This window comes from Mucilaginibacter sp. (genome assembly GCF_025362475.1).
GTDB lineage: Bacteria > Bacteroidota > Bacteroidia > Sphingobacteriales > Sphingobacteriaceae > Mucilaginibacter.
In genome coordinates, this window is sequence record NZ_JANYGH010000018.1 from 43,114 (window position 1) to 62,096 (window position 18,983).

The 18,983-nt window shown below is 41.1% G+C and carries 19 protein-coding genes; 10 read left to right on the forward strand and 9 right to left on the reverse strand.

Going from position 1 to position 18,983, the window contains the following annotated elements; all coding sequences use genetic code 11:
* Positions 1 to 287: 287 nt before the first annotated feature.
* The 4 genes from Q0R88_RS06780 to Q0R88_RS06795 all read right to left on the reverse strand — a co-directional run bounded on the left by Q0R88_RS06780 (position 288) and on the right by Q0R88_RS06795 (position 3,914).
* Positions 288 to 944 carry a DNA alkylation repair protein gene (locus Q0R88_RS06780; RefSeq protein ID WP_295714089.1) on the reverse strand — a complete coding sequence of 219 codons (657 nt, stop codon included), beginning with the start codon at positions 942 to 944 and terminating at the stop codon, positions 288 to 290.
* Positions 945 to 947: 3 nt separating this feature from the next.
* Entirely contained in the window at positions 948 to 1,412 is a 465-nt protein-coding gene (locus Q0R88_RS06785; RefSeq protein ID WP_295714091.1) for a YciI family protein, read from the reverse strand.
* A gap of 125 nt (positions 1,413 to 1,537) precedes the next feature.
* Entirely contained in the window at positions 1,538 to 2,662 is a 1,125-nt protein-coding gene (gene hppD / locus Q0R88_RS06790) for a 4-hydroxyphenylpyruvate dioxygenase (protein WP_295714093.1), read from the reverse strand.
* 94 nt (positions 2,663 to 2,756) lie between these two features.
* Positions 2,757 to 3,914: a homogentisate 1,2-dioxygenase gene (locus tag Q0R88_RS06795; protein WP_295714096.1), complete on the reverse strand. Its 1,158-nt coding sequence runs from the start codon at positions 3,912 to 3,914 to the stop codon at positions 2,757 to 2,759.
* A 447-nt stretch (positions 3,915 to 4,361) separates the two neighbouring features.
* Here Q0R88_RS06795 and Q0R88_RS06800 point away from each other — a divergent pair, with 447 nt between their 5' ends.
* Complete coding sequence (locus Q0R88_RS06800; RefSeq protein ID WP_295714099.1) at positions 4,362 to 5,357, forward strand: fumarylacetoacetate hydrolase family protein; 996 nt, start codon at positions 4,362 to 4,364, stop codon at positions 5,355 to 5,357.
* A 12-nt stretch (positions 5,358 to 5,369) separates the two neighbouring features.
* Complete coding sequence (locus Q0R88_RS06805; protein WP_295714102.1) at positions 5,370 to 6,263, forward strand: flavin reductase family protein; 894 nt, start codon at positions 5,370 to 5,372, stop codon at positions 6,261 to 6,263.
* A 164-nt stretch (positions 6,264 to 6,427) separates the two neighbouring features.
* Here the strand turns inward: Q0R88_RS06805 and Q0R88_RS06810 are convergent, their stop codons facing one another.
* A complete protein-coding gene (locus Q0R88_RS06810) occupies positions 6,428 to 7,738 on the reverse strand; it encodes an NAD(P)/FAD-dependent oxidoreductase (RefSeq protein WP_295714104.1) in 1,311 nt (436 codons plus the stop codon).
* Between the two features lie 201 nt (positions 7,739 to 7,939).
* Here Q0R88_RS06810 and Q0R88_RS06815 point away from each other — a divergent pair, with 201 nt between their 5' ends.
* Positions 7,940 to 8,344: a DUF5668 domain-containing protein gene (locus tag Q0R88_RS06815; RefSeq protein ID WP_295714108.1), complete on the forward strand. Its 405-nt coding sequence runs from the start codon at positions 7,940 to 7,942 to the stop codon at positions 8,342 to 8,344.
* Positions 8,345 to 8,630: 286 nt separating this feature from the next.
* Here the strand turns inward: Q0R88_RS06815 and Q0R88_RS06820 are convergent, their stop codons facing one another.
* Complete coding sequence (locus Q0R88_RS06820; protein ID WP_295714111.1) at positions 8,631 to 9,806, reverse strand: hypothetical protein; 1,176 nt, start codon at positions 9,804 to 9,806, stop codon at positions 8,631 to 8,633.
* Between the two features lie 221 nt (positions 9,807 to 10,027).
* Between Q0R88_RS06820 and Q0R88_RS06825 the strand changes: the two genes are divergently transcribed.
* From Q0R88_RS06825 to Q0R88_RS06850, 6 genes are all read left to right on the forward strand, one after another.
* The gene (locus Q0R88_RS06825; RefSeq protein WP_295714113.1) at positions 10,028 to 10,906 is read left to right on the forward strand and encodes a LiaF domain-containing protein; all 879 of its coding nucleotides are present in this window, start codon (positions 10,028 to 10,030) and stop codon (positions 10,904 to 10,906) included.
* Positions 10,907 to 10,923: 17 nt separating this feature from the next.
* Positions 10,924 to 11,259: a DUF4288 domain-containing protein gene (locus tag Q0R88_RS06830; protein ID WP_295714116.1), complete on the forward strand. Its 336-nt coding sequence runs from the start codon at positions 10,924 to 10,926 to the stop codon at positions 11,257 to 11,259.
* 203 nt (positions 11,260 to 11,462) lie between these two features.
* Positions 11,463 to 12,494 (forward strand): histidine kinase, encoded by a 1,032-nt coding sequence (locus tag Q0R88_RS06835; RefSeq protein ID WP_295714119.1) that lies wholly within the window; start codon positions 11,463 to 11,465, stop codon positions 12,492 to 12,494.
* Positions 12,491 to 13,237, forward strand: a complete 747-nt coding sequence (locus Q0R88_RS06840; protein WP_295714122.1) for a LytTR family transcriptional regulator DNA-binding domain-containing protein — start codon at positions 12,491 to 12,493, stop codon at positions 13,235 to 13,237. The genes Q0R88_RS06835 and Q0R88_RS06840 overlap by 4 nt, the downstream gene beginning before the upstream one ends.
* Positions 13,238 to 13,659: 422 nt before the next feature.
* Positions 13,660 to 13,920, forward strand: a complete 261-nt coding sequence (locus tag Q0R88_RS06845) for a hypothetical protein (protein WP_295714125.1) — start codon at positions 13,660 to 13,662, stop codon at positions 13,918 to 13,920.
* Between the two features lie 375 nt (positions 13,921 to 14,295).
* Positions 14,296 to 14,532: a hypothetical protein gene (locus Q0R88_RS06850; RefSeq protein WP_295714128.1), complete on the forward strand. Its 237-nt coding sequence runs from the start codon at positions 14,296 to 14,298 to the stop codon at positions 14,530 to 14,532.
* Between the two features lie 524 nt (positions 14,533 to 15,056).
* Here the strand turns inward: Q0R88_RS06850 and Q0R88_RS06855 are convergent.
* The gene (locus tag Q0R88_RS06855) at positions 15,057 to 16,652 is read right to left on the reverse strand and encodes a P-loop NTPase fold protein (RefSeq protein WP_295714130.1); all 1,596 of its coding nucleotides are present in this window, start codon (positions 16,650 to 16,652) and stop codon (positions 15,057 to 15,059) included.
* Between the two features lie 143 nt (positions 16,653 to 16,795).
* On the opposite strand from Q0R88_RS06855, the gene Q0R88_RS06860 reads away from it, so the two are divergent.
* Positions 16,796 to 17,605, forward strand: a complete 810-nt coding sequence (locus Q0R88_RS06860; protein WP_295714133.1) for an HNH endonuclease — start codon at positions 16,796 to 16,798, stop codon at positions 17,603 to 17,605.
* A 406-nt stretch (positions 17,606 to 18,011) separates the two neighbouring features.
* Here Q0R88_RS06860 and Q0R88_RS06865 read toward each other — a convergent pair whose 3' ends face one another.
* Together Q0R88_RS06865 and Q0R88_RS06870 are read right to left on the reverse strand one after the other, a co-directional pair.
* Entirely contained in the window at positions 18,012 to 18,458 is a 447-nt protein-coding gene (locus tag Q0R88_RS06865; RefSeq protein WP_295714135.1) for a type II toxin-antitoxin system VapC family toxin, read from the reverse strand.
* Positions 18,455 to 18,685 (reverse strand): hypothetical protein, encoded by a 231-nt coding sequence (locus Q0R88_RS06870; RefSeq protein WP_295714138.1) that lies wholly within the window; start codon positions 18,683 to 18,685, stop codon positions 18,455 to 18,457. Before Q0R88_RS06870 ends, Q0R88_RS06865 begins: the two co-directional genes overlap by 4 nt.
* Positions 18,686 to 18,983: the final 298 nt, after the last annotated feature.

The following is an 18,983-nucleotide window of genomic DNA, read 5'->3' on the forward strand; positions in this document are numbered from 1 at the left end:
GTTTTATATTTTGATGAACTTTTATTTTTTCTTAATAATTATGGGATTCCAAATATAGTATTTGATAGGATATAAACCACTCAAATACTGACAATTACAACAACTTATAACTATTAGTAAATTATTTATACCAAAAGTATGTTTACAATACTCTCTCGTTATGTAATTTATGTGTTATTCTTTAATGTTCAAACATCAAACCTCGGGTAGCCTGCATTATTTGAAATTTTTTAATAAAGAATAATAATATTACTCTTCTATATTAATTATTTAAGTTTATTGATCAATCATTGCTTATTTAGCAATTCGGCCAATGCATTATTGCCTATCCACTTAGCCGATTTATGATTTTGCAGCAACATACGCCGGGAGGTGGCTATTGCTTCAAGCCTTAAAAAGTCGTTTCTTTTACCAATTTGCCTTAGTGCCCAGTTTACTGCCTTTTTAACAAAGTTGCGGTTATCCCAGGCCTCACGTTCCATAATGGCAAAAAAAGGGATAAATGACCCATTCGGTGCCTTTTTATTATGTATTGCATATTCGGCCATTAAAACAAATCCGGCACGTTTTACATACTCTTCTTCACGGGCGCTAAACGCTATAGCTTTGTCAATAGCAAATGGCGTACGATCGAAGAGATTACCGCAAACCTGGTCGCACAAATCCCAGGAATAAAAATCTTTTGTCCAGCTATCTATTTGCTCTCCGGTAACTAAATCCGGGTCATCTATCAATGAAGCCATAATGCGGGCCTCATGAATGCCGCTGTCCCAAAGTTCCTGGGCCAGGGCGTGGTCTTTTTTTATTGTTTTTGCCAACTTTCGCAAATCGGGGAGCTTAACTCCCAATGCATGTGAATTATCTACCCCAAAGCGGAGCATCCCTGCGAGATAAGCAGGATTGGCCTTCTGTTTTAGCAGGTCAATAATATCTTCTGTTTGCATTGGTTAATCGGCAACACTTTTGCTTTCAATAGTATGATGAATATTCACTACTTCCATTAAAGCAGCGCTGCCATACCAGGGGTGTAGTTCCATTGTTAGTTCCCCCGCTTTTATCGCCGGGTCGGTTTCTGTTAGTATTTTAGCTTCTTCAACCGTTTCCACATTAAAAATGAATATACCTCTTATAGCCTGATCATCCAAAAACGGACCAGCAACAATTAACTTACCTTCGGCAGCAAGCTTCATAATGTTTTTCAGATGCGCGTTTTGCAATTTGGCCCTTGCAACAGAATCTTTAATTTGGGTAGGCCCATCTTTTAAAAATGCCATTACATATTTTTTCATTCCATATTTATCGGCTCCTAATTTTTTCGCCAATGCGGCGTTATAAACAGGCTTAGAGGTGGTTTGAGCAAAGCAGTTAAAACCCAGGGTAATAATTGCCAGTAGCAAAACGATCTTTTTCATCTGATTGAGGTTTTAGTCATATCAAATATAGGCATTGTTATATAAACAAAAAGCCGGGCGAATGGCCCGGCTGATTTGATATTAAACCATTGGAAATTATCGATTATGAAAATTGAACATCAGAATTACAAATTCCCTCTCAACTCTTGTTCGCGTTCAATAGCTTCAAAAAGCGCCTTAAAATTTCCGGCACCGAATGATTTAGCACCTTTACGTTGAATGATCTCGAAGAAAAGGGTAGGCCTGTCTTCAATAGGTTTGGTAAATATTTGCAATAAATATCCTTCATCGTCCCGATCAACTAAAATGCCCAACTTTTTAAGTGGCTCCAAATCTTCATCTATATGGCCAACCCGATCAGTTAGTTCATCATAGTAAGAAGTTGGTATGTTTAAAAACTCCACACCACGGTTTTGCAATTCGGTTACCGTTGCAACTATATCATGTGTGGCAAGGGCCAAATGCTGCACGCCTTCACCCTCATAAAAGTCGAGGTATTCCTCAATCTGCGATTTCTTTTTTCCTTCAGCGGGCTCATTGATAGGGAATTTAACGTACCCGTTACCATTGCTCATTACCTTGCTCATAAGGGCCGAGTACTCTGTCGAGATCATTTTATCATCAAATGTTAAAATGTTTTTGAAACCCAATACTTCCTCATAAAAATTCACCCATTCGTTCATTTTATGCCAGCCAACATTGCCCACGCAATGATCAACATATAACAAGCCAGTTTCTGTTGGGTTATAGGTGGTTTCCAGCGCTTTGTAACCTGGTAAAAATAAACCTTTGTAATTTTTACGTTCCACAAAAAGATGAACGGTTTCGCCATAAAGCTTAATCCCGCTAGTGCGCACCTCGCCATATTCATCACTAAGTGTTAGCGGTTGCTGATAAGGCTCGGCACCGCGGCTGGTAGTTTGTTCAAAAGCGTCATAAGCATCATCAACCCAAAGGGCCAGTACCTTTACACCGTCGCCGTGTTTTTTAATATGTTCTGCAATGGGGTGACTGGAGTGCAAGGGGGTAGTTAATACCAGCCTTATTTTACCCTGTTTTAAAACGTAAGATGCCCTGTCCCTAACTCCGGTTTCCGGCCCGGCATAGGCCAGCGTTTGAAAACCGAAAGCAGTTTTGTAATAATGGGCCGCCTGTTTGGCATTTCCCACATAAAATTCAACATAATCGGTACCATTAAGAGGTAAAAAATCAGTTGCGGTTGTTGGCTTATCTATGGTTTGTGTATTCATTGTTTCTTAATTAATTAGTGAGGTAGTGATTTATTGAATTAGTGATTTAATTAAAGTGCGGGTACCTTTCAGCTTTCGCCTTTAACTTTTCGCCTTACATCTGCCAGCTTTTATAATAATTTTCATCTTCTATTTTAATAGCATCCTCGGTAAGCATCAGCGGGCGAAAAGGATCTATCATCACGGCCAGCTCATCGGTTGATTCTTTACCTATTGACTTCTCTACAGAACCAGGGTGCGGACCATGTGGAATACCGCCCGGGTGCAGGGTAATTTGTCCCTTTACTACGCTTTTACGGCTCATAAAGTCGCCATCAACATAATATAAAACCTCGTCGCTATCTACATTACTGTGGTTATATGGCGCCGGGATTGATATGGGATGATAATCAAATTTACGGGGCACAAAGGAGCATATCACAAAGTTATTGCCCTCAAAGGTTTGGTGTACTGGCGGTGGTTGGTGCAGGCGACCGGTAATAGGTTCAAAATCATGTATGGATAGCGCCCATGGATAATGAAAACCATCCCAGCCAATAAAATCAAAAGGGTGAGTGCCATAAATATATGGATAGATGAGTCCCTGTTTCTTAATCAGTATTTTAAAATCGCCATGTTCATCGTGGGTTTTCAAATCCGTTGGCCGCTTAATATCGCGCTCGCAATAAGGCGAGTGTTCCATCAGTTGCCCGTATTGGTTGCGATAACGTTTTGGCGCGCGGATAGGGCTAAAACTTTCAATAATGAACAAGCGGTTTGCTGTTGTATCAAACTCCATTTGGTAAATAGTACCACGCGGTATCACCAAATAATCGCCATATTGAAATTTTATATTGCCGAAACCGGTCTTTAATGTTCCTGTTCCCTCATGTATAAAAACTACTTCATCGGCCTGGCTGTTCTTGTAAAAATAATCAGTCATGCTTTGGCGCGGGGCCGCAAGCGAAATATGCAGATCGCTGTTTACCAGCACAGGTTTACGGCTTTGCAGGTAGTCATCTTCGGGCTCAATGTTGAAGCCGATGAGGCTGGTATGCTTCAGGTGCTTTTCGCGCGCTATTTTAGGCTCAACACTATAAGGCTCGCCTAATGTTTTTACTATGGTGGGCGGGTAAGCATGGTAAACCAACGAGTAAAGGCTGGAAAAACCCTCGGTGGAAACCAGCTCTTCGGCATATAATGTACCATCGGGCTTACGGAACTGCGTATGCCGCTTAGGCGGAATAGCTCCTAATGAATGATAAACAGGCATAGTGTTTTAATTGGTTGAAAATAAAACGTTTAAAGTATCCGGATAGTTTCATAAGCAATCAAAAATTGCCCAAAAACAACGTGAATAAGCCGACTAAAATGGCTTCAGTAATATTTAAAAAAGAAGAGTTGGAAAGGTAATTAGTATTGAGCCAATACAATTTTGGCAAGCATGGCATCCCTGAACGATGATGCATCGCTCATTGAGGTAAGCCCCAGGGAAAAATAAAAATGCTTTTGTATGCTCATGGTTTATTGAATACGAAGTTAGGTGGAATATTATTGTGATGCAAGTTTTAGTTTGGATGAATGATTGACGAGGCGACTTGTTAAGCGGTTGGTTAAAATCCGCATACCTATCGTATTCAATTAAATAATCACACACGTAATCAGGCACTCAGCATTCAACTAAATTTTATTAGTTTTGACACAACCAACACCTCAATTTATGAAATTAGTATCCTATAAAACCGAAGACCGCGAGCATTTAGGTATTTTTATAAACGGACACATTTATAACCTCAACTCGTGCGATAAGCTGATCCCCAATAACATGAACGAGTTTTTGTGGGGTGGCGACGAGCTGATGGATCGTGCCCAAAAGGTTCATGAGGCCATAAGTTTGGGGAAAATGGATGCTAAAGAGGAATTGTTTTTTGAACTGATAGCCCCCGTGCCCCACCCTACATCATGCCGGGACGGATACGCCTTCAGGCAGCATGTGGCCGCAGCACGGCGCAACCGAAAGGTTGATATGATACCCGAATTTGACCAATACCCTATATTTTACTTCACCAATCATAATGCCATACAGGGCCCCGGCGAAATTGAGTGCATGCCCGATCATTTTAATAAACTTGATTTTGAACTGGAAGTAGCCGTTGTACTCAACAAAAAAGGCCGCAACATTAGGGCTGCTGATGCGGATAGCTTTATAGCCGGTTATATGATCATGAATGATATGAGCGCCCGCACCCTGCAGATGGAAGAAATGCTGCTGAACCTTGGGCCGGCAAAAGGAAAAGATTTTTCAACTGTGATTGGCCCCTGGCTGGTAACACCTGATGAGTTGGAAGCTTATAAGGTGGCTGCCAAACCTGGCCATACCGGCAATAATTATAATTTAGAAATGAAATGCGTGGTAAACGGCAAGCAGGTATCGGCGGGGAATATGGCCGATATGGACTGGACCTTTGCCGAAATCATTGAACGGTGTGCCTACGGTTGCGATGTGTTGCCCGGTGATGTTATAGGATCTGGCACGGTTGGTACCGGCTGCTTCCTGGAACTTAACGGAACAGGGTTACTGAATGACCCCAACTACGAAACCCAATGGCTTAAAGCCGATGACCTGGTAGAGATGGAAATAACCGGCCTGGGTATGCTGGGCAATATCATCACTAAAGCCAAGGATGATTTTTCCATTTTGGCCCTGAAGAAATAAGTTTTATACCATATGCTATCTATAAATATTAAAGACCTTACAACCTTAGAGCTTCAAAACTATCTTAACCATGCAGTTGCACCTCGCCCAATATGCCTGGCATCAACCATTGATAAGGCTGGTAATGTAAACCTAAGCCCTTTTAGTTTTTTTAATGTTTTTAGCATTAACCCGCCGATATGCGTGTTTTCGCCATCGCGCCGGGTACGCGATAATACTACCAAGCACACGCTGGATAATATACTGGAGGTACCGGAATGCGTCATAAATATCGTCAATTACAATATGGTGCAGCAGGTTTCTTTATCAAGCGTGGAGTACGGTAAGGGGATAAATGAATTTATTAAATCGGGATTAACCCCCATTGCCTCCCATTTGGTAAAACCGCCACGGGTAGCAGAATCAACCGTACAGTTGGAGTGCGTGGTAAATGAAGTGATAAGCCTCGGAAAAAACGCCGGTGCCGGAAATTTAATTTTGGCCGAAATAAAGCTGATCCACATCAGTGAAAGTATTTTGGGGGCTGATGGAAAGATAGATCAGACTAAAACAGACCAGGTAGCCCGCCTTGGTGGCGACTGGTATTGCAGGGTAACCCGCGATAATCTTTTTAAAGTAGCTAAACCGAACGTAAAAATAGGCATCGGGGTGGACGCCTTGCCGCATGCCATCCGCAATTCGAGGATATTAACAGGGAATAACCTGGGCCAATTGGGCAACCTGGAACTTATCCCCGCCGACGAAGCAATTGAAACCTATGCCCAGGTCCCCGAAATTAAGGACCTGCTTGATGCAACCATCGGCGATAGCAACACCCGCGAATTGCAACTTCATTTAAAAGCCAAACAATTACTTGATGAAGGCAGGGTTGAAGAAGCCTTCATGGTATTATTGATAGGAGATTAGATCTGCAGATTGATTGTCTGAACCGGAATTTTTCGAATTAGAGAATGAACAGAATTACCAAACTTATATTGTATGCAACAGAATTCTTAAAATTCAAGTAATTCCATAAATTCGAGAAATTCCGGTTCAGATAATCAAACATCATCTGCACATCTACCCACCCTTTATTTAAAATCCAATATTCTTTCGGCCATTCTTAAGCCACTGGTAAGCGCCGCCTCAACAGTGCCCATAGCAGTACCCTCGTAAAGGTATTCGCCAGCGAAGAAGATGGTATCTTGAACAGGTTCACACAAAATATTTCTGGATTGGTTAGCCTCCACGGTATCATAGGCGTATGAACCTCTAGTGTATTTATCGGCCGTCCAGTTTACTACATGCCAGCTTAGGAGACTATCTTTCAATTGCTGAGGATTGCGCTTGAAGATATTACCCAATGATTGCAGGCTTTGAAGCAATATCTCCTCATCCGGCGTTTCAACTTTTTCGCTTGCTTCGGGGCCGCCAAGCCAACCGGTTAATAAGGTTGTGTGGTTGGGTATTTGGGTCCACCAGGTGGGTATCTGTTCTTCACTAAACAGGAAACCCATATTTTCCAGACTGCCGACAGGCAGCGTTTCTGTTTCCATGGTTTCCCAAAAAGCCTTATCAAACTCCAATAGTACTTTAATCACAGCTCCAAAACCCAGGGTATTTATAGCGTTGATGTAAACAGGTATTGGAGGATTTAAATTTACAGTACCAATAGCATCCTTGCCAGCCTGCAAAACACCCAATGGCAATGCAATAAGCAATTGCTCCCCTGTGTAGGTAATACCTGCATCGGTAGTTATTTTTACCTGGTGTTGCTGCCAGTCGATATCCCGCGCTACAGCATTTAAATAAATATTGCCCCCGGCCTGCACCAATTCATCAGCCATAAATTTAACCAGCCTGATATATCCGCCTTCTATACGGTATTGTGCATTTTCATCTTCGCACTGCCATTCTTTTCTTAAGGAAAAAGCGCTCGCCTTCTTAGGGTCGGCGTTGTCATAGCCCGATACATATTTCCTTACCGATTCCCTTAAACCCTGGTATTCATCACCTTTAAATTCCTCAATTAAAAAGGCACTGATGTTAGTGTCCTGCTGCAAGGCGTTCAGCTTATCAATCAAAAGATCCCAGTGTTCAACAAAACTTCCATCATTTTTAAAGTCACCATCATCGTATCTCCACATAGATGCCGTTGCATGGTGATAGGTTATACCGGCCTCGTCCAGCAGGCATTGAGTAACGGGCAAATCACCATGAATAAACTCCGCCCCCATCTCTAAAGGTTGCTGGGATGAGCCATATTCCAGTGTATGGATGCGGCCTCCTACCCGGTCACGGGCCTCCAGTACGGTTACTTTTTTGCCCGATTTTGCCAGTGTACGGGCAGCCATCAGCCCGGCTGCACCGGCACCTATGATAAGTATATCGGCATCTGTCATGATTATAATTTGATAAAGCAATATAACGATTTGCAGGGATTAACCGGAAGTGTTACAACATCAAAGTTCCGGTAAAAACACTAACTATTTTCACCGAGAAAACCCCATCCCTTACCGGGTTAATCACCCCAAGTCGCCAATATAGGCTTGTGGGCACCTAAATACCGCTGTACTTTTAGGTATTATTTAAAACTTACAACAATGAACAACGACATAAACACCGCCATTACCCCAAACAACAGCAAAGCTGCTGCCGGCGTAATTTTATTGGTAATGGGTAGTATTTTACTGATAAACGAATTTCACTTGTTTTTTATACCAGATTGGTTGTTTAGCTGGCCAATGTGGATGATAGCCTGGGGTGCCTATATGGGTGCTAAATATAATTTCAGGAAACCATCATGGATCATTATAATACTCATAGGCGTAGCCTGTTTAATTAGCAACAACGTACCCGATGCTGACCGCATAGTTTGGCCAATAGCCATCATGGGCTTTGGTACCTGGCTGGTATTGAAACCACGCAAGCAGAAAGAAGAAGAACACTTTTTTGGAGAGGCTAAAAAGCCATTCCATTTTGATAAAACGGCTGAGCCGGAAGTTTAATTGATTTAATAGTTTGATTTAAGTGTAAGGGAGGGCCGGTATCGGTTCTCCCTTTTTTACCGGTGTTCGCTTTTTGGAGAGGATTGGGTGTTTTAAAAAGGAGTAAAAATTAAATCATTGATAATAAACACTTTAAGTGTTCGAATATATTTCACACACAAAACTAAAACATTGATAATAAGCGTTTTATTTTTATACAGGTGTTCGGGAGGGAGGTGCCCGAACACCTCGATTTTATAATCCGAACACTGACAGAATCTTGTCAGTAAATTCAATTTCGGGAAGGTTATTGATCTACATAAAACCAGGGGATTCGCAGCAGACCGGGCATTGTATTTACCTTAACTGCCTGCCCTGTTGATACCCTGTTATAGAAATCCCTGCTCACCGTAATTTCATCCGACTTTTGCTTTGCACCCCATTTATCAATGGTTAGGTAATAGGCCGAGTGTTTACCAGTGGTATATCTTTTATCCAAAATCGTAGTTTTATAAATCCGGGCCGGGGCGTTATCGAACTCACAATTTGTTGTTATTGTAGCTACGCCACTATATAATAAAACAAAACAAACGATATTGAATTTTGTAAATTCATTGCTCCGGGTTTTGATATTGGCATCATTTAATATAAACACAAAAACAACACATAAAACAACCGCGATGACCAGGGCCGGTAAAAAGATGGCCATGTAGCTCAACAGGTCCCAGTCATAAATAACCCTAAATAATAAGGCGAACGGGGCTGCTATCAGCGCGCTTGTTAAATTAGGATAAACCGACTCTTTACCTCCGCTGCTACCAGATATGTCGCTGCCAAATATCATGATATCGCGCTTTGCGTAAAACAGGCCTATCACCAGTAACGGATATACCAATCCGGATACCATAGCGTACTTATAAGGATGTGGATAAGCAAATACCCATATTGCTATAGCTATCCCTATGTAATTGGCACACACGCTCAGTTTTTTTGCCCGGGCAATATTTAATTTTCTTTCCTTTGGTGTGCTGCCAATAGCCTCGTCATGCAGCATCGCATCAAATTCGTTTTGGTATTTTTTGGCAAAAATAACTTTAAACTGACTAGCCCAAACCAAAATCTCACCACTATTAACAAGGGTTGTATAATTACTGATATATAGTGACTTAGCCGGCTTATCAACTTCAAAAATAAGATTATCCTTCACAATCTTGTAGCCGTTTATCTCGGTTTTTTGAAGTTCCTTGCTTGTAAAAACCGCCTGATCTATTATGCTGTTCGGGGTAATGATCACCCTTTTTCTTTTAACATAAACTCCCAGGTAAACAGCCCAGCTAACCAGGAAAGTTGCCACTAAAAAATGAAGTAATTTATCTGTAGGTGGTACTGTAGTATATAGGTAAATTCCCCCTGCAAACGCTGCAGCAATGGTTATATAAACAACTATTTTCCAGCCGGGGCTTATAGGATATTCTCTGTTCAATTTGATGTAATAAGGAGGCTAAAAATATGATAATTTATTCAGGGATTTAACAGCTTTCGCTCAACTTTAATCTAATAATTAGCAATTACTTAAAACCCCCAAACTTTTTCACCGACAAAACTTCCACTCTTACCGATTTCTTTAAATATATCGCCAGTTTTTGTTTGGCTCAACTATAATGTTATCTTAGTTTTGAATATGATTTAAAAGGCATATAACAAATGAACAACGATATAAATTCTCCGCAAAACCCAAATAAAGGCAAAGCAATGGCCGGCATCATTTTGCTTGCCGTTGGTGGGGTACTGCTTTTGAGGCAGTTTGCATCTTTTCTTATCCCCGGCTGGCTGTTCAGCTGGCCAATGTGGCTTATTGGCTGGGGATTGTACATCGGCGCCAAACACAATTACAAAAATTCATCATGGGCTATCCTGGTGTTTTTAGGCGTCTTGTTTTTATTCAACAATAACATTCCCGATGCCGGCAGGGTGGTATGGCCTATTGCCATTATCGCTTTCGGTATGTGGCTGATAGTGAAGCGTGGCAAACACGGCGACCAGCAATGGGAAGGCAAATACAAAACAAAATGGGAAAAAAATTATGCCGATCCCCAAAATTGGGGCAAGGCAGAAAAACCCAAATTTAACTTTGAAAAAGCCACCGACGCCGAGGTTGATTACGTGGTAAAAGAAGGTGAAGTTGTGCCACCAACTGAACCCAATACACCGCCATACACTCCCCCATTTGGTCACCATAATGGCGACGACTACCTGGATACCGTTTCCATATTTGGCGGCGTTAACAAAACTATACTGAGTAAAGATTTTAAGGGCGGCGATATAGTGAACATTTTTGGAGGTGCCGAACTTGATTTTACCCAGGCCGATATTGACGGGCGTGTGTACCTGGATATTACCCAAATATTTGGCGGCACCAAAATTATTGTGCCATCCAACTGGCAGGTGGTATCAGACCTGGCAGCGGTTTTTGCCAGTGTGGATGATAAAAGGATAAAAAGCACCGCATCAAGCGTAAACGGTAAAATACTGGTGCTAAAAGGAGTTTCCATTTTTGCGGGAGTTGATATCCGCAGTTATTAATTATAAAAAAAACAATCATGAACTGGTACGTAGCAAAATTAGTTTTCAGGGTAATAAGCGGTGATGGAGATCATCAGGCGCAATTTGATGAGCAATTACGACTTATAAGTGCCGAAACCGAACTAAATGCCTTTGAAAAAGCTAACAAGATTGGCCATGCCAACCAGGATAGCTTTAAAAACATAGAGAAACAAACCGTTAAATGGCAGTTTATTGATGTGGCCGAACTAAACCGCATTAATGAACCTACCGATGGAGCCGAACTGTATTACAACATTCACGAAACTCCCGATGCCGACCTTTACATTGCCTGGGCGCACCATAAAGCGGCATTGCTGGGGATTAGGAATTGAGTGGTGGTGAGGAGTGAATGGTGAGTGGAAGAAAAAAAATCAAATAAAAGTAAATGTCATTTCGATAGAGCCGGAGAAGGCATGAGCGGTGGATGCGAAAGAGAAACCTTATACGCCCCGCTAAGCCACAATGCACAGGATAAGCATGAGCGCCCGTACCTCGTTCCAAATGACAAAAGATTATAAAGTAAACAAAAACAACATTGGCCATACCTTCATCTACTTCAAAATTATACGGTGCATTAGTTGCATGCGGCTTTTTATGGGCCGCATTGCAAACCTATATCATCCATAGTTTTGGCTTTTTATGGTTCACCGCCTCGGTAGATGGTATGTTGAGCGCCGTTTTATTATCGGGCGCCTGCTGGCTCATCAACAATAACCTGCGCTATTACCAGCCCGGCAAGGGCAGTTATATCAACCTGTTCATCTGGGTGGTAGCCCTGGCGGGCATCTGCGCCGCCGGTTGCCGCTACCTGTTACCCCTGCTCAATACCGATAAAGTTTTTATCAATTTTGTAATTCAATCCCTCACCATCAGGTTTTTTATCAACTTTTTAGCTGTAGGATGGATGGCCATGCTCAGCCTATTGTGGTATTCGCAGCTTGATCAAAAAGAAACCCAGAAACGCAAAAACGAAGCCGAACAACTGGCCCGCGATGCCGAGCTGTATAACCTGCGCCAGCAATTACAACCCCACTTTTTATTCAACAGTCTTAACTCCATTAACGCCCTTATCGGCTTTAAACCCGATGAAGCCCGAAGAATGATTCACCAGTTATCTGATTTTTTACGCGGCACTTTAAAAAAGGACGATAAACAGCAGGTACCTCTATCAGAAGAACTGGCCCATTTAAACCTGTACCTCGATATTGAAAAGGTGCGCTTTGGTCACCGCTTGCAAACCGAGATCAGTTGCGATACCAAATGCGGCGCAGCCCTGCTGCCCTCCATGCTGCTGCAGCCCCTGGTAGAAAACGCCATTAAATTTGGATTGTACGATACCACCGGCGACGTAACCGTGAGCATCCGCGGCGAAATTGAAGAGCATTACCTGGTCATCATGGTACAAAACCCGTATGATCCGCAAACCTCGCGACCCAAAAAAGGCACTGGTTTTGGCTTACGGGGAGTACAACGACGCCTTTATTTATTATTTGCCCGTAACGACCTGATGGAAACTCACGCAAATGATAATATATTTACAACCATAATAAAAGTACCACAGTTATGAGGCGAGCCTTAATTATTGATGACGAACCATTAGCACGCATGGTTGTAATGGAATACCTGCAAAATTTTAAAGAGATTGAACTGATACAGGAATGTAATGATGGCTTCGAGGGCCTAAAAGCCATTCAACAGCACCAGCCCGACCTTATCTTTTTAGATGTGCAGATGCCCAAGATCAATGGTTTTGAGATGCTTGAACTGGTGGAGAACCCTCCCGCAGTAATATTTACCACCGCCTTTGACGAGTATGCCATTAAAGCATTTGAAGCCCACGCGGTTGATTACCTCATGAAGCCTTTCAGCAAGGAGCGCTTTAACAAAGCAGTTGAAAAATTCCTGGCTGCCGCACCCGAGAAACAGGCTCAAAAACATACCGAAGATTTACTTGAAGCCGTTGCCGCGCATTCGCCCGCACAGCACGAGCGTATTGTAGTTAAAACCGGCACCAAAGTAAAAATCATCCCCGTTGCCGATGTTGACTACCTGATGGCCGACGACGACTACGTAAGCGTAATCACCAAAGAAGGCTCCTACCTCAAAAACAAAACCATGAGCTTCTTCGAGCAAACGCTCGATCCACGCCAATTCGTCCGCGTGCACCGCTCCTACATCATCGCCATCCAACAGATCACCCGTATAGATCCTTACGAAAAAGATGCCCACCTGGCCATCCTAAAATCCGGCGCCAAAATTCCGGTGAGCAAAACGGGCTATGTAAAGTTGAAACAAGTATTGGGAATTTAAGCGGAAAGCCGAAGGCTTAAGGCGGAAAGCCAAAAAAAAATTGTCATTTCGATTGAGCAAGGGAGGCAAAGAGCGTCGGCGCGAAAGAGAAACAATCTCTTGAGCGTAGCGAAAAATCTTTTACGCCATGCTTATCGAACCATGCTAATCGAACCATGCATCACCACCATCCAGGCATCCCACATGCTAAGTATACATCATGCGCACCGCCTGTCCTATGGGATTCCGATCCGTCGGCTGACGGACGGGACGACTTCAGTTTTTGGGAATTGTAATAGCTAATTTCATAAAAACCATGCCTCACCACCATACAAGCAAAGGCCCACGTGCGATTCCTTCCTCGGGGAAGGGAAGGTAGGGGTTTAATGAACTTTGCAGATCATATGCTTTGTTCCCCCAAGTTGAAATTCAATTAATATGTCATGAATCAAGGTCTACCTTTCTTTGAATGTTCCGCGGCCATAATAGTCTTATTGTTGTTATTGCTTATTGGCTATTTTTCGGTGTTCCAAACGCAAAAATTTATCGATTATGCCAACTCCCACGGTGCTACCGACCTTACCAAAGAATGGAGTAAGAAAAAGTGGTATCGTATAAACATGAAAATAACAGGCTCGTTTATCCTGCTGATTGGACTGGTGATGTTGGTTTATATTATATCCACGTTGATTAAAGATTTATAATCAGGCCGACTCTGATCCCACCCTATCATTGCAGCAAATATTAAAGCATGCAAATCTTCATAAATAACTTACCCAATAATTTCAAAGCCCCGGCCCACGTGCAATTCCTTCCCCTGGGAAAGGGAAGGAAGGCGTTTATCTTTTAGTAAAAAATAGTAACGTTAAAGGAGTGCACTTTCAACACCTACATAAATAAAAAAACATAAACCCTTAGTCGTTGTTGTGATGGTAGCTATTAGGCTATTCGAAGTAGCATTTAAAATCCCCCCACCTATTCTAATTACATTAGCGTCACCCACCTTAATTTAAGTTAAGGTGTAGAACAATTGTTTTCCCCCTTTACCTTACTATTCATATTAACTTAAAAGTTATCAAATGAAAGTATTTCCCATTAAAATTAAATCATATAAACAACTAATCTCAGTAATTGGCATTGCAGGTTTAAATAAATTAAAAACCGAATGTGAAGAAATAAATAGAGAACACAATCTTAATTTATATAGTCCATCAACTTATAGTTTTAATTACTCAATAAAAGTTTACAAATTTCCTACGTTATTCTCCATACAGGTAGAAAACGCCATTGAAATTTGGTTTTTAATAATAAAATAAATCTTCATAAAAACTGACTTTTGTACTTGCATTACCTTACCCCAATAACTTTTAAAGCCCAGCCACGTGCGATTCCTTCCCCGGGGAAGGAAAGTTAGGGGTTTATGGAACTATTTAGGTACACCATTAATTATGGCGTAACCCTCCTTAGGTCGGGTCGGGCTATTCACTTATACGGCTTCAGGCATTAGGCGCGAGGCCGGTATTCGTTGCTATCCCTTACGCGGGGGGGACGGCATTGGAGTAGCGCAGTAAAAGCCTCAGCTACCCTTGTGGTTCGCATGTTAAGTATACGATATGTTCCGAGGACAATCAGCTACAATTCAAATTGATGTGTACAAATAGCCTCTAAAAATAAAAAAAAACGGATCAGATAAACATCCGGTATTTGCATATTCAATGCCTGGCATGCGGGCGCACAAGCCTGGAGCAGCAGCGAAAAATGTTTGCGTGAGCGCGGAGTTGGAATTTTATCCATTATTGGCCGCTTATTATACATTAACCAGTCCAGAACTTGATGTAAATTAGATATATCTATTGGCTTTGATATTTTTATAAGCCTTATATAAAAACCAGAATGGGTTCGGTTTATATACGGCCGGGTTTTCATTTTTGCCGTCTGTTAGCTCACCGGACAGACTACACCGTAAAAAATTAACCCATGTATAATTGCTTTCGAAACTTTCTTTTACCGTATACAATATATAAAGACTGTTTCTATGCTCATTTTTAAATTCTACGGTATACTCCATTTCTCGCGTAAACCCTGCTTCAAAAATTTGGATAGGATCAAGTAAAAAAGGAAGACAATAAGAAATCAGCGTATGCGCTTGATCGTCATAGTCACTTCGATTTCGTTCCAATATAGTTACCAAGCGGTAGTCGGCCGAGTAATTTTCGTAAAGAAATTTGAGGGCATTTTCCAATTCAGCCTGTCTGCTAAAAAAACGCTCTAATGTATTAACCAACACTAACAAAGGATAATATAGCACATGCCATTCCCGATGGCGGTGTTTAAATTGACGATTAGGGAGGGCAAAATATTGAAACCGTTGGAAATTTCGGATTCGAATCTGCTGACTATCTATAAGACCAGTGATGACATAAGACAAAAACGAATAAAAACCGTCGTGCTTATCGAGTCGAAACCTATCTTCATAGGTTTGGTTTAAGCCATCTGGAAAAAACTTTTTAAGCTGATGTCTGGCCATCAACAAAGCCTTTAGCGAATCCTTAAGATATTGGCTGATATCGAAATTGAATACCTCAGAAGAATAGAACTTGTCGATATATCCGTTAAACTCTACGCTTATACCATAGCGATGGGCGAACATTTGCTGAACATTATTGATGTCGCAAACGAAAATTATTTTATCAAATCCGAATTTGTTTGATTCAGTTACCTCGTCATAATGGGCAGAAAATACATTAAATAATCGAAATACATGTTCAGGATCTAATCTGTCCAAATCATCGATCAATAGCACTGTTGTAATCTTTCTTTGATCGTCATCGCCGTTTTTTGCTATTTTAACACGTTCCAACATATCAACAATCAATTCTGTAATATCATCTGATTCATGAACATGGCCAGTCTTGTTCTTAAATGATTGAATGTATTTGTTCAACTGTGTCCATTCTGAAGTGTTCATTTTTCCTTTAAACTCAGAAAACTCACCAATTAGATTAGTTATCCCATCAATTGTTTCTTGTTCAGGAATAGGCGTACCAGTAACGGTTCCCGCGGCTTTTAAAATCAATTTGAGTGGCAAGTCTATTTTCATCCGATGTAACAAGAACATTTGGCTCATTAATAGGCAGGAGTATTGCTCCTGTTCCAACTGGATTTCTTTAGGGTACTTACTCAAAAGTTCATACAACAAATCATACTTAATCAATTCAAAGACGTCTTGATTTTGTGCGATCGAATAATTCACCGGAAAAAGCTTAAGAACAATAATGTCGTCCTGTTGATCGAAATAGTTTTTCAGGAATGTCGACTTTCCTGCACCGAATGGGGCAGAAAATAAAATGCGTTCGTTAAAATCGTCCCTGATGTGTTCGTCGAAACTTTTATCTAAACTTTTGGTAGGAACCGTAGGAATCTTGGCATTAGGCATATAATAAGGTTTAAATCAGATATTCATCAAACTTAAATATTTGATTTCAGGGGGCGGATCTTTTTTTGCTACTTTTCTTTAGGTTACTACAGGAAAGAAAAGTAGCCCAAAGTATTATATTTATCTCCATATTACGCATAGAAATGGAAAACACCTACCTTTTTGCTTGGAATCCTAAGAATTGGGTTTTTAAAGATCTCGAAAGAAATTTAAATGAATTAAAGGATTTTGGGATAACCACAATGGACTGGAAGGTTCAATCTACCAAAAAAATCAAACTTGGAGACCGTGCTTATGTAATGCGGGTGGGTGACAATTGCCGCGGTATATTTGCATCTGGAATAATTTCCAAGCTACCATATAAAGGGCCTTATTTTAAAAACCCAACAAAATTGGTATCGCAAGTGAACATAGATTTCGACGTATTTTTAAACCCATTTACGGAAAGTAATCTTTCACTTGACGAAATAGAAAAAAATATCCCAAGCAAACAATTTTGGACACCGCATCAATCTGGCATTCAAATAAGAGAGGATGCCGCTGCAAGGTTAGGCCCGCTCTGGCATGAGTTTTTGCAAAAGAAAACTAGGCCATTTTCGGATATTCTGGTGCAAACGTTATTTGAAGGTACTCCATATCAAAAAGTCATAATCTCCTATGAAAGAAGTGAGTTTGCAAGGGCGTTATGCTTATTAGAATATGGCTATAATTGCATTGTTTGCGATGTGAACTTTGAAATTGCTTATGGCGAAATCGGAAAGCATTTTATACATGTTCACCACATAAATGAACTTGCAACGTTGAATGCCGGACGTTACACTGATCCGATAACTGATTTAAGGCCAGTATGCCCAAATTGTCACGCAATATTGCATAGAAAGAAACCAGCTATGGCCGTAGGCGATTTGAAAAAAATATTTGAAGAAAGAAAATTGAGCCAACAATATTTCTAAGCTTTGATCATCAACCGAATACCGGTATGAAGTATCTAACTGCTTATAATTTATATGCTCAAGTTTAATATTTAAGGTATCCCAAAATACCTGGCTCACCCTCCATGAATAGTATCCATTCAGCTTCCCATTATTGCCAGCACCCGAAGGTAAGCCAAAAGAAATACCTCCCCCGCTGCCGCAAGCGTCCTCGGCTTGTGGCCCGCATGCTAAGTATAAGGCATGCCTTTTAGGGAAGTGCATGTATTGTGAAGCATAGGTCACCCATTGCTAAAAAACCACACACACAAGACCTGCGCTAAAATGGGTCTCCAACAATCCAATGATTGTTGATAAGGAAGGCTTGCTAATAAATCATTTATCGGCGACAATAACTGCCTGCGTTGGCAATATCTAGCTAAGGTTTTTAAATTTTGATATCCGCTGGATCCATTTTGTGAATATCGAAAAACACTTTGTTAAGATGGTCAAAATCAGCATCCGTAGTCACAAGCATCAGACCAAGTAAAGCGGCTGTGGACGCAATCCAAAGATCATTCTTGCCCATATTCCGGGCAGTATGTGTGTAATCATTAAAAGACGGATTTTTACATTGAGAATAGGCATCTATTTCAGCGTACGTGTCAATTAGATTTTCATTAATTTCAACAACCAGTATTTCATCAAGTATAACATTAACCAATCCCATTTTTTTTGCTCCCCAGCTATTTTGCAGAGCAATGGATTTTAGCTCGGCTACTGTAGCAACCGATATGAATACTTTATCATTATTGGGGTTAACGCGTTGTAGTAGTTTTAGAGAATAATCCTTGGCAAGATGGATTAGGATGTTTGTATCAAACAATAAATTCATTTACTGCTTTTTAGCGATTCCAATGCTGATTTTGCTTCGTCATCTGTCAGGAAAGCTTCTTGCGGGAAATCTTTAAGGCGCGCAGCGAGATTCTGCGACTTTTTGCCCATTTTGGCGGCAAACTCAGTAGCTCCACCGGCCGCTAATATATCGGCAATAGAATGTGTCTTTACTTTGAAGAAGGAGTGTTGGGCTTCTCCACCTGCTTGAATACCTGTTTTTCTCATGACTTGTCCTCCTTATTACAAAATTACAAAAAATCTTTCGGTTATGTCATTTTGGAAATGGCATAAGGATCATTTTAACCTCTGGGTAGCAATTAGTTCATTCAGCCACTGGTCGGTGTTTTCACCGCACCAGCCAATGCTTTGTCCATCGCAATTGGCCTATTCAATACAAAGTAATACATGGGTACCCGGTTTATGGAACTGTTAGGCACACAATTACCATGGCGTAATCCCTTCCCATCTTAATAAATTGTCATAATCTATATCAAATACCTATTTTAGGCGATAATAACCCTGT